The 13,355-nt window shown below is 68.5% G+C and carries 10 protein-coding genes; 6 read left to right on the plus strand and 4 right to left on the minus strand.

The window, feature by feature from the left end; genetic code table 11:
• Positions 1-2: 2 nt before the first annotated feature.
• Positions 3-1,433 carry a TAXI family TRAP transporter solute-binding subunit gene (locus MKK54_RS22485; RefSeq protein WP_244014417.1) on the minus strand — a complete coding sequence of 477 codons (1,431 nt, stop codon included), beginning with the start codon at positions 1,431-1,433 and terminating at the stop codon, positions 3-5.
• 80 nt (positions 1,434-1,513) lie between these two features.
• Here MKK54_RS22485 and MKK54_RS22490 point away from each other — a divergent pair, with 80 nt between their 5' ends.
• From MKK54_RS22490 to MKK54_RS22500, 3 genes are all read left to right on the plus strand, one after another.
• Positions 1,514-2,119 carry a regulatory protein RecX gene (locus tag MKK54_RS22490; RefSeq protein WP_244014419.1) on the plus strand — a complete coding sequence of 202 codons (606 nt, stop codon included), beginning with the start codon at positions 1,514-1,516 and terminating at the stop codon, positions 2,117-2,119.
• Between the two features lie 84 nt (positions 2,120-2,203).
• A complete protein-coding gene (locus tag MKK54_RS22495; protein WP_244014421.1) occupies positions 2,204-3,418 on the plus strand; it encodes a putative DNA modification/repair radical SAM protein in 1,215 nt (404 codons plus the stop codon).
• A gap of 2 nt (positions 3,419-3,420) precedes the next feature.
• Positions 3,421-4,902 carry a UdgX family uracil-DNA binding protein gene (locus MKK54_RS22500; RefSeq protein WP_244014423.1) on the plus strand — a complete coding sequence of 494 codons (1,482 nt, stop codon included), beginning with the start codon at positions 3,421-3,423 and terminating at the stop codon, positions 4,900-4,902.
• Between the two features lie 3 nt (positions 4,903-4,905).
• Here MKK54_RS22500 and ybaL read toward each other — a convergent pair whose 3' ends face one another.
• Positions 4,906-6,726 (minus strand): YbaL family putative K(+) efflux transporter, encoded by a 1,821-nt coding sequence (gene ybaL / locus MKK54_RS22505; protein ID WP_244014425.1) that lies wholly within the window; start codon positions 6,724-6,726, stop codon positions 4,906-4,908.
• Positions 6,727-7,045: 319 nt separating this feature from the next.
• Between ybaL and MKK54_RS22510 the strand changes: the two genes are divergently transcribed.
• The 3 genes from MKK54_RS22510 to polA are packed head-to-tail and all read left to right on the plus strand — an operon-like array spanning position 7,046 to position 11,606.
• Positions 7,046-8,203, plus strand: coding sequence for a YihY/virulence factor BrkB family protein (locus MKK54_RS22510; protein WP_244014427.1), 1,158 nt, complete (start codon positions 7,046-7,048; stop codon positions 8,201-8,203).
• Entirely contained in the window at positions 8,200-8,469 is a 270-nt protein-coding gene (locus tag MKK54_RS24810; RefSeq protein ID WP_409564228.1) for a DUF86 domain-containing protein, read from the plus strand. Before MKK54_RS22510 ends, MKK54_RS24810 begins: the two co-directional genes overlap by 4 nt.
• Positions 8,470-8,513: 44 nt before the next feature.
• Entirely contained in the window at positions 8,514-11,606 is a 3,093-nt protein-coding gene (gene polA, locus MKK54_RS22515; RefSeq protein ID WP_244014429.1) for a DNA polymerase I, read from the plus strand.
• Between the two features lie 19 nt (positions 11,607-11,625).
• Here polA and MKK54_RS22520 read toward each other — a convergent pair whose 3' ends face one another.
• The gene (locus MKK54_RS22520; RefSeq protein WP_244014431.1) at positions 11,626-11,961 is read right to left on the minus strand and encodes a DUF6968 family protein; all 336 of its coding nucleotides are present in this window, start codon (positions 11,959-11,961) and stop codon (positions 11,626-11,628) included.
• Between the two features lie 534 nt (positions 11,962-12,495).
• Complete coding sequence (locus tag MKK54_RS24580; protein ID WP_279597475.1) at positions 12,496-13,140, minus strand: CatB-related O-acetyltransferase; 645 nt, start codon at positions 13,138-13,140, stop codon at positions 12,496-12,498.
• Positions 13,141-13,355: the final 215 nt, after the last annotated feature.

Consider the following 13,355-nt stretch of genomic DNA (forward strand, 5'->3'; position numbering starts at 1 on the left):
GGCTATTCCGCCGCCGGCGTGTGTAGCGACAACAGGCGGGCCGTGCGGGCATGGTCCACGGCGCGGCCTCCCTCGGCCCCCGTATCGCCGAGATTGCGCCGCTCGTCGTTGATCGCGGCATGCACCGCGTCGATGGCGAGGATGAGGGCGCTGACCGTGCGGTTGTCGATGTTGCGCTCGCGGGCGTGCTGGACGACGTCGGAGACGAGTTCGTCGGTCTCCCGCACGAGGCCGTCGAGATCGGCCTTGGCGGTGGCGGTCCGCACTTCGCGCAGGATGTCGAGGAGGCGGTCGAGGACGATATCGATGCGCTCGCGCCGCTTGCGGGCGAGGCGCTGCGCGATCCAGGCGACGCCCGAACCGACCGTGCCGCCGAAGAAGGCGAGCAGGTAGATGTAATCCTCGTAGCGCTCGAACATCGTCTGCTGCTCGCGCTCGAAGTAATCCACCGCCCCCGGATGGTTCGGCAGGCGGGCGCTGGTGGCCGCCACCGTCGAATCGAAATCGGGCGCCTTCATCAGGTTGGCGATGGGTGCGAGCGGCGCCAGCTTCGAGCGCCACTCGAACAGGTGCTGGGTCACCGAGGCGACGGTGAAGCGGCTGACGCCGCCTCGCGCCATCAGCCGGTAGGAGGCCCCCACCGTCTTAACGTCCTCGTCGGGACGCTTGGGGCGACCGCCGAAGGTGCCGGCCGGGATGGTCACGGATTGCAGTTCCGGCATCCGCTGGATGATGGCCTCGCCGTCCGAGACCGAGACGAAGGTGATCTTCTTCTCGGCGGAGGCCGCCTCGACCGCACGCACCGTCGAGATCGCAGCCTTCGAGGCCGGAGCGGCGATGACCGCCACGGCATCGACCCGCCCGTCCGCGATGGCGCTCGTCACCTCGTTGGGCTTCAAGGGTATGAGGGCGACGCGGGCCAGGCCGAGAACGACCTCCGGTCCGGCCTCGCCCGGCGCCTGGGGCACGAAGTCGTAGAAGCCGAGCAGGTTCGTCAGGAACGGCAGGTCGGCCGCATGTCGCTCCACCACCCCGAGGCGCTTGCGCGCGAGGTCGGGAAAACTCTCGATTCCGGCCGCCTCGGGAGCGGCGATCAACAGGGCCTCGTCGTGCAGGATGGCGAGCGTCAGGCCGTTCTCGGGCAGGAGCACGTCGGGCCGGACCACCGCGAGATCGGCCTTGTTGCGCTGAAGCGCCTCGGCACTGTCGCGGACGTCGTCGTAGAAATTCAGCTTGAGGCGCACATCTTCATGGCCGCGGGCGAGCGCCTGCGCGTAGGTCTGCAGCAGCACCGCCTCCGCGCCCTCGCGCGGGCCGACCGCCACCGTGAGGGTGGTGGGCCGCGACAGGTAGACCAGCATGCCCGCCACCATGGCGAAGCCGAGCGCCAGGAGGACGAGAAGCCACTCGCGTCTCACAAGGAATGCCGGCATGACAGGCTCGCGCTTTTGTCCCGCGTGATCACCATCTTGAGAGGCCCGCTCCCGAAACACATCCGGATCGTGATGAACCGATGACACTGCGAAATGTTGCGTCGCGCGCTCCCGGGAAACCGCCGGCCGACGACCGACCGGCCGAGATCAAGCCGCCACCGCCGGTCACGCCCGCCTACCTGGAGCGCGCGGCGCTTCATTACCTCGAACGCTACAGCGCGTCCGTGGCGATGCTGCGGCAGACCCTGAAGCGCCGGGTGGACAAGCGGTGCCGCCTGCGCGGCGAGGAGGCCGGCGCTTTCGCGGAGGCGATCGAGGCCACGGTGGCGCGCGCGGTCGCCGCGGGCCTCGTGGACGATGCCCGCTTCACCGCCGGCCGCCTGGCGGCCCTGCGCCGGCGCGGCGCCTCCGCTCGCGCCGTCTCGGCCAAGCTCGCCGCCAAGGGCGTGTCGCGCGCGCAGGTGGAGACCGCCATGGAGGAGGAGCGCGAGGCGGCGGATGCGGGCACCGATCTCGAGGAGGCCGCCGCGCGGGCCTACGCCAAGCGCCGGCGGCTCGGCCCCTGGCGCCGGCCGGAGACCCGCGAGGCGTATCGCGAGCGTGACCTCGCCGCGATGGCGCGGGCCGGCTTCGGCTACGGCCTGGGGCGCCGGATCATCGAGGAGGCGCCGGACGACCCGGCATGAGCCTGCGACAACCGGGCATCGGACAGCGCCGGGAATTCACCGCGAGCGCTTGAACGAATCACGAACGAAGCGCATTTCCGAGGGATGGACGAGACGCTCGCGAAGAAGCTGCGCATCCTTGCCGATGCCGCCAAGTACGACGCCTCGTGCTCCTCTTCCGGGGCGCCGAAGCGCAGCGCCGGCAAGGGCGAACTCGGCTCCACCACGGGCGCCGGCATCTGCCACGCCTACACGCCGGACGGGCGCTGCATCTCGCTCCTGAAGATCCTGCTGACGAATTACTGCCTGTTCGACTGCGCTTATTGCGTCAACCGCCGCTCCTCCAACGTGGCGCGGGCGAAGTTCAGCGTCGAGGAGGTCGTGACCCTCACGGTGGAATTCTACAAGCGCAACTACATCGAGGGCCTGTTCCTCTCGTCGGGCATCATCAAGTCGCCCGATCACACGATGGAGCTGCTGACGCGGGTGGCCAAATCCCTGCGGCGCGACCACGGCTTTCGCGGCTACATCCATCTGAAGTCGATCCCGGAGGCGAGCCCGTGGCTGATCGAGGAGGCGGGCCTCTATGCCGACCGTCTGTCGATCAACGTCGAGTTGCCCACCGAGGCGAGCCTGGAGCGCCTGGCGCCCGAGAAGAACGGCGCCGTCATCCAGAACGCCATCGCGCAGATCGGCGAGCGGATCACGCAGGCCAAGTCCGAGAAGCGCCGGTTCTCGCCGGCCGGGCAATCGACGCAGGTGATCGTGGGCGCCGATGCCACGACGGACGAGGCCCTGATCCGCAAGAGCGCGCTTCTCTACGGCTCGTACAACCTGAAGCGCGTCTATTACTCGGCCTTCAGCCCGATCCCGGACGGCTCGACCATCCTGCCCCTGAAATCGCCGCCGCTCCAGCGCGAGCACCGGCTGTACCAGGGCGACTGGCTGCTGCGGTACTATGCCTTCACTCCCGACGACGTCGCGGACGCGACCGAGGACGGGATGCTCTCCCTCGACATCGATCCGAAGCTCGCCTGGGCGCTGAAGCACCGCCACCGCTTCCCCGTCGACGTGAACGCCGCCGACCGCGAGATGCTGCTGCGGGTGCCGGGCCTCGGGGCGCGGGCGGTCGACAAGATCGTCCGGGCGCGGCGCCATACCCGGCTGCGCCTCGACGACGTCGCCCGGCTCACCTCGGCCCTGAAGCGGGCGCGGCCCTTCCTGATCACGGCCGATTACCATCCCGCCGGCGGACTGACCGACCGCCTCGATCTCCGCGCGCGACTGGCCGATCCGCCCCAGCAGCTGAGCCTGTTTTGAGGATGAACCGGCGCCTGGATCCCCCTCCCCCCGGCCCCGCGCAGGAGGGGAGAACGGGTGGTGGGCCGCTCGAAGCCGTGTTCCTGCGCGCGGGCGCCGACCTCGACGGGTTTCGCGCCGCCACCCGTCGCCTCGCCGGGCGGGGCGTTCCGCCCGAGCGGGTGCTCTGGTCCATCGGCGAAACGCCCGGGCTGTTCGGCGAAGCCACGGACGGCCCCGCCGCCGAAGCCCCCTTGCGCCTGCCGCGCGGGATCGCCGAGATGGTCGGCGCGGTGGTGCCGCACCGCGATCCGGAACGCTACGCCCTCCTCTACGAACTGATCTGGCGCATCCTGCAGGGCGAGCGTCGACTCCTCGAAGTGTCGAGCGACCCGCTGGTCCACCGCCTGGAGCGGATGCGCAAGGCGATCGGCCGCGACCTGCACAAGATGCACGCCTTCCTGCGCTTCCGGCGGGTCGAGGCCGAGGGGCCGGAACGCTTCGTGGCCTGGTTCGAGCCCGACCACCACATCCTGGCCGCCGCCGCGCCGTTCTTCGTCGGGCGTTTCCGCGCCCTGACCTGGACGATCCTGACCCCCGAGGCCTCCGTGTCCTGGGATGGCACCACCCTGACCTTCGGGCCGCCGGGCCGGCGCGAGGACGCACCGGCCCATGACGGCTTCGAGGCGGGCTGGCGCGATTACTACGAGAGCACGTTCAACCCCGCCCGCACCAACCTCACCGCCATGCGGGCCGAGATGCCGAAGAAGTACTGGCGCAACATGCCCGAGACCGCCGCGATTCCGGGCCTCGTCCGGCAGGCGGCGGCCCGGACGGGCGCCATGATCGAGAGGGAGCCGCAGATGCCGGTCAAGCGCAACCCCGCCCGGGCCGTCGCCGCGATGGCCGACCAGGCCCCGGACTCACTGGAGGCGCTCAATGCCATCATCAGGCGTTCGGAGCCGCTGGTGCCGGGCGCGACCCAGGCCGTCCTCGGCGAGGGGCCGGCGGGCGCCACCATCGCCTTCGTGGGCGAACAGCCGGGCGACCAAGAGGATCGCCAGGGGCGTCCCTTCGTGGGACCGGCCGGGCAGTTGCTGTCGCGCGCCATGGGCGAGGCCGGCATCGCGCGCGGCGAGGCCTACCTCACCAATGCGGTCAAGCACTTCAAGTTCGAGGAGCGCGGCAAGCGCCGCATTCACCAGAAGCCCACGGCCGGCGAAGTCAGCCATTACCGCTGGTGGCTCGAGCGCGAACTCGAGTTCGTCGCGCCGAAGCTCGTGGTGGCCCTCGGCGCCACCGCCGTGCTGGCCCTGACCGGCAAGGCGATCCCGATCACCCGGGCCCGTGGACCCGCGCAGTTCGAGAAGCCCTATGCGGGCTTCATCACCGTGCATCCCTCCTACCTGCTGCGCCTGCCGGACGAGGCGAAGGCCGAGGCCTACGCCGCCTTCGTGGCCGACCTGCGCCGGGTCCAGGAACTCGGGCAGTCGCTACGGGTATAGGCCTCAGCCTTCCCCGGCCTCGCCCTTGTGCGGGCGCAGTTCCGGCGCGCCGTGGTCGATCTCGGCCTCCACGGGCGCCGACCGGCTCTCCACGCGGGTGCTGTCCACGAAGATGCGGGCCTCGCCCTCCTTCAGGCCGAGGCTGCGCAGGGCATAGAGCGTCATGCCGAAGGCCAGTTCACGCTCGGCCATGAGGACGAGGCCGACGCCCTGCTCCTCGAAGTGGCGGCGCTCGGCGTCGTTGTGGGTCCGCACCAGGGTGTCGATCCCCGGATACGCCTCGCGCGCGAGTTCGACGATGCGCCGGGTGGTGTGCGCCTCCGGGGTCGCCACCACGATCAGCTTGGCCTGGGCGATGTCGGCGGCCTGGAGGATGCCCGGCGCGGTGGCGTCGCCGAACACGGCCTCGATACCGTCCCGGCGCAGATCCAGCACCCGGCGCCGGTCGCGGTCGAGAACGACGTAGGGCAGGTCCCAGGCCTTGAGCGCATTGCCGATGGTGCTGCCGACGCGGCCGTACCCGACGATGATCGCGTGGCCGCGATGCGGGGGGCTCTCGATGGCGACCGCGAGCGCATCGGCGCCCTTGCGCTCGAAGCGCGCGGCGAGGTGGGGACGCTCCGCGACCTTCCGGCCGACCCAGTCGGTGAGCGCGAAGAACAGCGGGTTGAGGGTGATCGACAGGATGGCGCCGCCGAGGATGAGGTCACGCCCCTCCTCCGGCAAGAGTTTCAGGGACAGCCCGAGGCTGACGAGGATGAACGAGAACTCGCCGATCTGGGCAAGACTCGCCGCGATGGTGAGGGCGGTGCCGAGCGGGTGCCGGAACACGAGCACGATCGCCACCGCCGCCAGCGACTTGCCGACCAGGATGACGCCGAGCACGGCCAGCACCGAGAGCGGCTCGCGGATCAGGATGCCGGGGTCGAACAGCATGCCCACCGAGACGAAGAACAGCACCGCGAAGGCGTCCTGCAGCGGCAGGGAATCGGCCGCCGCCTGGTGGCTGAGGTCGGATTCGGCGAGCACCATGCCGGCGAAGAAGGCGCCGAGCGCGAAGGAGACGCCGAAGAGTTCGGCCGAGCCGAAGGCGATGCCGAGCGCCAGGGCCAGGACCGCCAGGGTGAAGAGCTCGCGCGAGCCCGTGCGCGCCGCCTGATCGAGGAGCCAGGGCACGAAGCGCCGGCCGCCCACCAGCATCACGGCGGTGAAGATTCCCACCTTGGCCAGGGTCAGTCCGAGGGTGAGCCAGAGGTTGCCGTCGCCCGCGTGGTGCGCGGCGCCCGCCCCGTCGCCCCCGAGGGATGGCGCCAGCGCCGGTAGCAGCACGAGGGCCAGCACCATCGCCAGATCCTCGACGATGAGCCAGCCCACCGCGATGCGGCCCTTGTCGCTGTCGAGGAGCTGGCGCTCCTCGAGGGCGCGCAGCAGCACCACCGTGCTCGCCACCGAGAGGGCGAGGCCGAAGACGAGGCCGGCGCCTAGGCCCCAGCCCCAGGCGAGGGCAAGGGCGCCACCCATGACGGTCGCCGCCACGATCTGCACGATGGCACCGGGCAGCGCGATGGTGCGCACCGCCATCAGGTCCTTGATCGAGAAGTGCAGGCCGACGCCGAACATCAGCAGGATCACGCCGATCTCGGCGAGCTGCCCGGCCAATTGGCTGTTGCCGACGAAGCCCGGCGTGTAGGGGCCGACGAGGACGCCCGCGAGGAGGTAACCGACCAGGGGCGGCAGGCGCAGGCGCTGGGCCAGCATTCCGCAGACGAACGCAAGGACGAGGCCCAGGGCGATGATGGCGATCAGCTCGGTCGCGTGCGGCACGGGTCAGTGGTCTCCGGGTCGGACAAAGGGGTCTATGGGCCGTGCCGCCTGACGCCGTCGAGAGCAAGCCGGCATCGGCCATCACGTCCGCGATGTGCCCGAAATTCCACCGCCCGTGGCGTCCCGGGTGCCGCGACGCACAACGCTTCCCGCCCGAGGGGAGTTTCGGGGACTAATCGCGCGGCGTGCGCCCTCGCATTTCCGTGAGCCGCGATGAAACCCGCAGCCGCCACGCTCGGTTGTCGAGACAAGATGTGGTGACGCGAACGACGCCCGCATCATCTTTCAAGAACCATGTATCCTGTAGGGCGGACGATCGATGACATCACCGACCGAGCGTTCGACTGCGCCCAGCGCGGCCGAAACCAAGAATTCGACGATCTGGACCCTTGCCCTCGCCACCGCCCTTCTGGGCTTCGTGGCGCTTCCCCGCCGGAGCGGCGCAGGACCATCGGCCCGCGCGATGCCGGCGGACCCGACGCGCCAGCCCTCCCCGTCCCATGCGGGCCCGGATGCGCGGCGCGTCGCCGACAGCCAACCGGAGCGCGGACGCAAGGCGCGGACGCCGTCCGAGATCCCGGCCAAGGGCTGGAAGGACATCGGCCTGCGGGTGTTCCACGACGTGTCGGAGAACAACATCGTCTCGGTCGCCGCCGGGGTCACGTTCTACGTGCTGCTGGCGATCTTTCCCGCCGTCGCGGCCCTCGTCTCCTGCTACGGGCTGGTGGCCGACGTGGCCACCATCAACGAGCACCTTCAGAACCTCCAGGGCGTCGTTCCCTCCGGCGCCCTCGACATCATCGGCGAGCAGGTGAAGCGCATCGCCGCCAAGGGCGACACCACCCTGGGCCTCACCTTCTTCACCGGCATCGTCCTCTCGCTCTGGAGCGCCAATGGCGGCATGAAGGCGGTCTTCTCCGCCCTCAACATCGTCTACGAGGAGCGTGAGAGCCGCAGCTTCGTCTGGCTCAACCTGCGCTCGCTGGCCTTCACCGCCGGCGCGCTGCTGTTCATCATCCTGGCGCTCGTCGGCATCGTGGTGGTGCCGGCCGCCATCGCCATCGTCGGCCTGAGCGCGAAGGCCTGGTACATCGCCCTGCTGCGCTGGCCGGTGCTGCTGTTCGCGGTGCTCGGCGGCCTCGCCCTGCTCTACCGCTACGGCCCCAGCCGCGACGCGCCGCGCTGGCGCTGGGTGACCTGGGGCAGCGCCATCGCCGCCGTGGCCTGGGTCGCGACCTCGCTCGGCTTCTCTTGGTACGTCGCCAATTTCGGCAAGTACAACGAGACCTACGGCTCGCTGGGCGCCGTGATCGGCTTCATGACCTGGATCTGGATCTCGACCACGATCGTGCTCATCGGCGCCGAGATCAATGCCGAGATGGAGCATCAGACCGAGGCCGACACCACGCGCGGCCCCGAGCAGCCGCTGGGCGCCCGCGACGCGCGGATGGCGGATACGGTGGGGGCGGCGGCCTGAAGGGGCTTCCGGCGACCGCGTGCCCTGCGGTACGTTCCCGCCATGGAACGCGACGCCGCCATCGAGATCTTGCGGACCCACGAGGGTGTTCTGCGCGCGCGCGCCATCCTGGCATTCCCTGGCGCAACGTCGCGGATGCCGGAAATTTCTACCGGCACGCCGACCATCGGGTGGCGCTGGACATCGTCTGGAAGACCGTCCACGACCACCTGAAACCGAGCATCGCGGCCTGCCACGCCGAACTGAGCCGACCGCCGGCCCCGTGAACGCGAACCGCCCCGATGCCCCCTTCGCGAGACCGTGTCGCCCGATGACCGCTGCTCCATCCGAAAAGCCCGTCGGCCCCGGCGATCAGATCATCCTGGTCGACGGTTCGTCGTTCATCTTCCGGGCCTACTTCCAGTCGATCAACCAGGACCAGAAGTACAACACCCGGCCCTCGGACGGCCTGCCCACCGGCGCGGTGCGCCTGTTCTGCACCAAGATCGCCCAGTTCGTGCAGGAGGGGGCCGCCGGCGTGATGCCGACCCATCTCGCCATCGTGTTCGACAAGTCGGAAGGCTCGTTCCGCAAGGAACTCTACCCCGACTACAAGGGCCACCGGCCGGACGCGCCGGACGACCTCAAGCGCCAGATGCCGCTGATGCGCGATGCGGTGCGGGCCTTCGGGCTGCAGCCGATCGAGCTCATCCGCTACGAGGCCGACGACCTCATCGCGACCTATTCGCGCCAGGCCGAGGCGCGCGGCGCCGGCGTCATCATCGTCTCCTCCGACAAGGATCTGATGCAGCTCGTCGGGCCGCTGGTGCGGTTCTACGATTTCGAATCCGGCGCCAAGGGCAAGCCCGGCTACCGCCCCGAGCGCAACCTCGACCGCGACGCGATCATCGCCAAGTGGGAAGGCCTCCAGCCCGAGCAGATCGGCGACGCCCTGGCGCTGATCGGCGACACCTCGGACAACGTCCCGGGCGTGCCGGGCATCGGCCTGAAGACGGCCGCCGCGCTGATCAAGGAATACGGCAGCCTCGACGCGCTGCTGGAGCGGGCCGCCGAGATCAAGCAGCCCAAGCGCCGCGAGACCCTGCTCGCCAGCATCGACCAGGCCCGGCTCTCGCGAAGGCTCGTGGCGCTGGAGGAGAACGTCCCGTTGCCCGTGGCGCTCGACGACCTGCGCCTGCCGAAGCCCGACCCGCAGAAGCTCGTCGGCTTCCTCAAGGCGATGGAATTCAACACCCTCACGCGCCGCATCGCGCAGATGCTCCACGTCGATCCGGAGGCCGTGCAACCCGACCCGGCCCTGCTGCCGCACCGCAAGCCCGAGGCGGACGCGCCGTTCTTTCCCGACGCGCACGGCGATCCGGTGCCCCTGGATCCCGAAACCGTCTCCGGCGCGGCGCGCGGGGAGGTCGATCCCTTCGCCGATCTCGGGCTGCCCGACGTCGCGCCGAAGCCGCGCGGTCCGTCCGAGCCGACGCCCGCCAACCTCGTGGCGGCGCGGGCGGCGGAATCGGTCAAGCCCTTCGACACCGCCGCCTACGAGACGATCCAGGCCGTCGAGCAGCTCGATGCCTGGATCGCCGAGGCCGAGGAAGCGGGCGTGATCGCCGTCGACACGGAGACCGATTCGCTCGACGCCAACACCGCCAACCTCGTCGGCATCTCCCTCTGCGTCGCGCCGGGCCGTGCGGCTTACATCCCGCTCCGGCACGTCGAGCCCATCCGGGGTGCCGATGGGGACCTGTTCGGCGAGGCCAAGACGGCCACCGACGTGTTCCAGCCGGCCGCGGGCCAGATCGACCTCGACGCCGTGATCGCACGGCTGAAGCCGCTCCTCGAGAATCCCGGCGTGCTCAAGGTCGGCCAGAACCTGAAATACGACTGGGTCGTGCTGTCGCGCTACGGCATCCGCGTCGCGCCCTTCGACGACACCATGCTGATCTCCTACGTGCTCGATGCCGGCAGGGGCGGGCACGGCATGGACGAGCTCGCGCGGCGCCATCTCGGCCACCAGCCGATCACCTTCTCGGACGTGGCGGGCACGGGCCGGGCCAAGATCACCTTCGACCGGGTGGCCCTCGACAAGGCCACCGCCTACGCGGCCGAGGACGCCGACGTCACCTTGCGCCTGTGGCGGATGATGAAGCCGCGCCTCGTCGCCGAGAAGCGGGTCGCCGTCTACGAGACCCTGGAGCGCCCTCTGGTGCCGGTGATCGCCCGGATGGAGGCGCAAGGCATCCGCATCGACCGCAACATGCTCAGCCGCCTGTCGGGCGACTTCTCGCAGATTCTCGTTCGTCTCGAAGAGGAGATCCAGGCGGATGCCGGCGAGACGTTCCAGGTCTCCTCGCCCAAGCAGATCGGCGACATCCTGTTCGGCAAGATGGGCCTGCCCGGCGCCAAGAAGACGCCGTCGGGCCAATGGGCGACACCCGCGACGCTGCTCGAGGAGTTGGCCCAGGCCGGGCACGATCTGCCGAAGAAGATCCTCGAATGGCGCCAGCTCGCCAAGCTGAAATCCACCTACACGGATTCGCTGCAGCAGCACGCCGACCGCGAGACCGACCGCGTCCACACCTCGTTTTCGCTGGCCGCCACCACCACCGGGCGGCTCTCCTCGTCGGAGCCGAACCTGCAGAACATCCCGATCCGCACCGAGGAGGGCCGGCGCATCCGCCGCGCCTTCGTGGCGGCGGAGGGCAACCGCCTGATCTCGGCCGATTACAGCCAGATCGAGCTGCGCCTGCTCGCGCATATCGCCGACATCCCGCAGCTGCGCCAGGCCTTCGCGGACGGCATCGACATCCACGCGGCCACCGCCAGCGCGATGTTCGGGGTGCCGCTGCCTGAGATGACGCCGGATCTTCGGCGACGCGCCAAGACCATCAATTTCGGCATCATCTACGGCATCTCGGCCTTCGGCCTCGCCGACCGTCTCGGCATCGGCCGCGAGGAGGCCTCGGCCTTCATCAAGCAGTATTTCGAGCGCTTCCCCGGCATCCGCGCCTATATCGACGACACCAAGCGCCTGTGCCGGGACGTCGGCTACGTCACCACCCTGTTCGGCCGCGTCTGCCACTATCCGCAGATCCGCTCGAACAATCCGAACGAGCGCGCCTCCGTCGAGCGTCAGGCCATCAACGCGCCGATCCAGGGTTCGGCCGCCGACATCATCCGCCGCGCGATGATCCGCATGGAGGACGCGCTCAAGGCCGAGCGCCTCAACGTGCGCATGCTACTGCAGGTCCACGACGAACTCGTGTTCGAGGCCCCCGAGGACGAGGTCGAGAAGGCCCTGCCCGTCATCACCCGCATCATGGTCGAGGCCCCCGCCCCCGCCTTGACCCTGCGGGTGCCGCTGGTGGTCGACGCGCGGGCGGCCCTGAACTGGGAGGAGGCGCACTGAAGCGCGCCAGGAGGCGCACTCAACCCTCGAACTTCAGGTCGTCGCCGATCAGGAACGTTCGCCCATTCTTGGGGACGGGAAATCCGTAACCCGTCCCCTTCTCACCCCAAAAGAGGCGACCGCTCGCGTGGTAGTCACTCATGTAAATTTCGACGCCAATTTTTTGCAGCGTCAAATGAAGGGCTTGAACGGCATCGAAACCGGCACCGAAACTCGACCTGACACCCGAGGGCCAATCGATCTTATATCGACAAATCCATGAGGATTTATCCTGCTCTGGGGCAAACATCGTTATTTTGATCGGCACGTCATCGCCGCCGACTTCGTACTGAAGCGTGCGCTCCGCAATGACCATCGCTTTTCTCCTAATAGTTCAACGGTGGAATCGAGTGCCCCCGCTCACAAGCGACAAGCCTGACCATTGCTTGCGCATAGCAGCTTCTTAGTCCTACGATTCCACAATGAAATACGTCTCGCTTATATTGATCGTCACAATATTCTTGAGAACGCTCCGAAAGCTGAACATAACGGCGCGAAGATGCATTGCCTTCAACCAAGTTACTAAAATCTGATCCGGTATTATCTTCCGCGACCCATTGGCCGCCACCTGTGGTCCCAGCAGGAGCCCGAAGCTGATTTTTGTCAAATTTCAATAACAGTCGGATCTTTTGAAATGCAACTTGGCAAGCGGCGGCGTCCAAATCTGATCTAATTTGAAGAAGACTTCGAAGCGCCATCGTCGAACCTCCGATTCTGTAAGCCTATAATCCTAATCGAAATCGGGGCGATTTCAAGAAAAAATTCCTCACGCTGTCTAGATTCTGCGTCGGCCAAATTTTTTATGAACAGCCAATCCGCCCGAAGGCGGCAGGCGGCTTGTCCGTCTACATCATGCCTTGGGCGACGATTCGTACGGCGTCACCACATTGGGCGCCGCTTCCGCCTCGGCTCGATCGAGGAAGCCGATGATGTCGGGGCTGAGGATCAGGGGCAGGTATTCGGCGATGCGTTCGTCCGGCCACGCGCACCAGTTCACCCGCAGCAATCGGGCGATCGTCGCGTCGTCGAAGCGGGTGCGGACCACCTCGGCCGGATTGCCGGTCACGATCGCGTAAGGCGGCACGTCGCGCCGCACCACGGCGCCCGCCCCGACGACCGCACCCGTGCCGATGGTGACGCCCGAGAGCACGGTGCAGTTCGCCCCGAGCCAGACTTCGTCACCGATCACCACGTCGCCGCGCGTGACGTGATCCGGCTCCGCCGACAGGGCTTGCGCCCACACGCCGCCGCCGACGATCCCCGCGATCGCCTTGAACGGATAGGTGGTCACGAGGTCGGTCCGATGGTTGCCGAGCGCGATCGTGACATTCGGACCGATGGAGCAGAAGCGTCCGATCGTGAGGCTGGCCAGATCCGGTTCGAGGATGCGCGGACAGCCGTAGGTGTGCGCACCGATGGACCAGCCCCAGCGCAGGATCTCGCGGGCGAGGTGGAGGCGCGTCAGGTCGTCGAACAGGGGCTGAGGTTCGATCATGGAAGTCCTCGGTTCGAACGATGCTCAGCCATGGTGAGGGCGAGACCGGGTCTCTCGCAACCGTCGGGCCGGCCCCACGCCGGCATGGAAGGATCGCGTTCGCCCATCCTTCGGCAGGCACCACCGATGGAGTTTCGCGCCGAGAAAAACACCCCCACGAATGCAGGGCTCCAATGCGACGCAGAGTTGGAACGGGGAGCGGGGCCATGGGTTGC

This window comes from Methylobacterium sp. J-068 (assembly GCF_022829445.1).
GTDB lineage: Bacteria > Pseudomonadota > Alphaproteobacteria > Rhizobiales > Beijerinckiaceae > Methylobacterium.

Bases quoted from the DNA above. Each gene is read 5' to 3' on its own strand.
- MKK54_RS22485 (WP_244014417.1), bottom strand. From the start codon at position 1,433: ATGCCGGCATTCCTTGTGAGACGCGAGTGGCTTCTCGTCCTCCTGGCG.
- MKK54_RS22490 (WP_244014419.1), top strand. From the start codon at position 1,514: ATGACACTGCGAAATGTTGCGTCGCGCGCTCCCGGGAAACCGCCGGCC.
- MKK54_RS22495 (WP_244014421.1), top strand. From the start codon at position 2,204: ATGGACGAGACGCTCGCGAAGAAGCTGCGCATCCTTGCCGATGCCGCC.
- MKK54_RS22500 (WP_244014423.1), top strand. From the start codon at position 3,421: ATGAACCGGCGCCTGGATCCCCCTCCCCCCGGCCCCGCGCAGGAGGGG.
- MKK54_RS22510 (WP_244014427.1), top strand. From the start codon at position 7,046: ATGACATCACCGACCGAGCGTTCGACTGCGCCCAGCGCGGCCGAAACC.
- polA (WP_244014429.1), top strand. From the start codon at position 8,514: ATGACCGCTGCTCCATCCGAAAAGCCCGTCGGCCCCGGCGATCAGATC.
- MKK54_RS22520 (WP_244014431.1), bottom strand. From the start codon at position 11,961: ATGGTCATTGCGGAGCGCACGCTTCAGTACGAAGTCGGCGGCGATGAC.
- MKK54_RS24580 (WP_279597475.1), bottom strand. From the start codon at position 13,140: ATGATCGAACCTCAGCCCCTGTTCGACGACCTGACGCGCCTCCACCTC.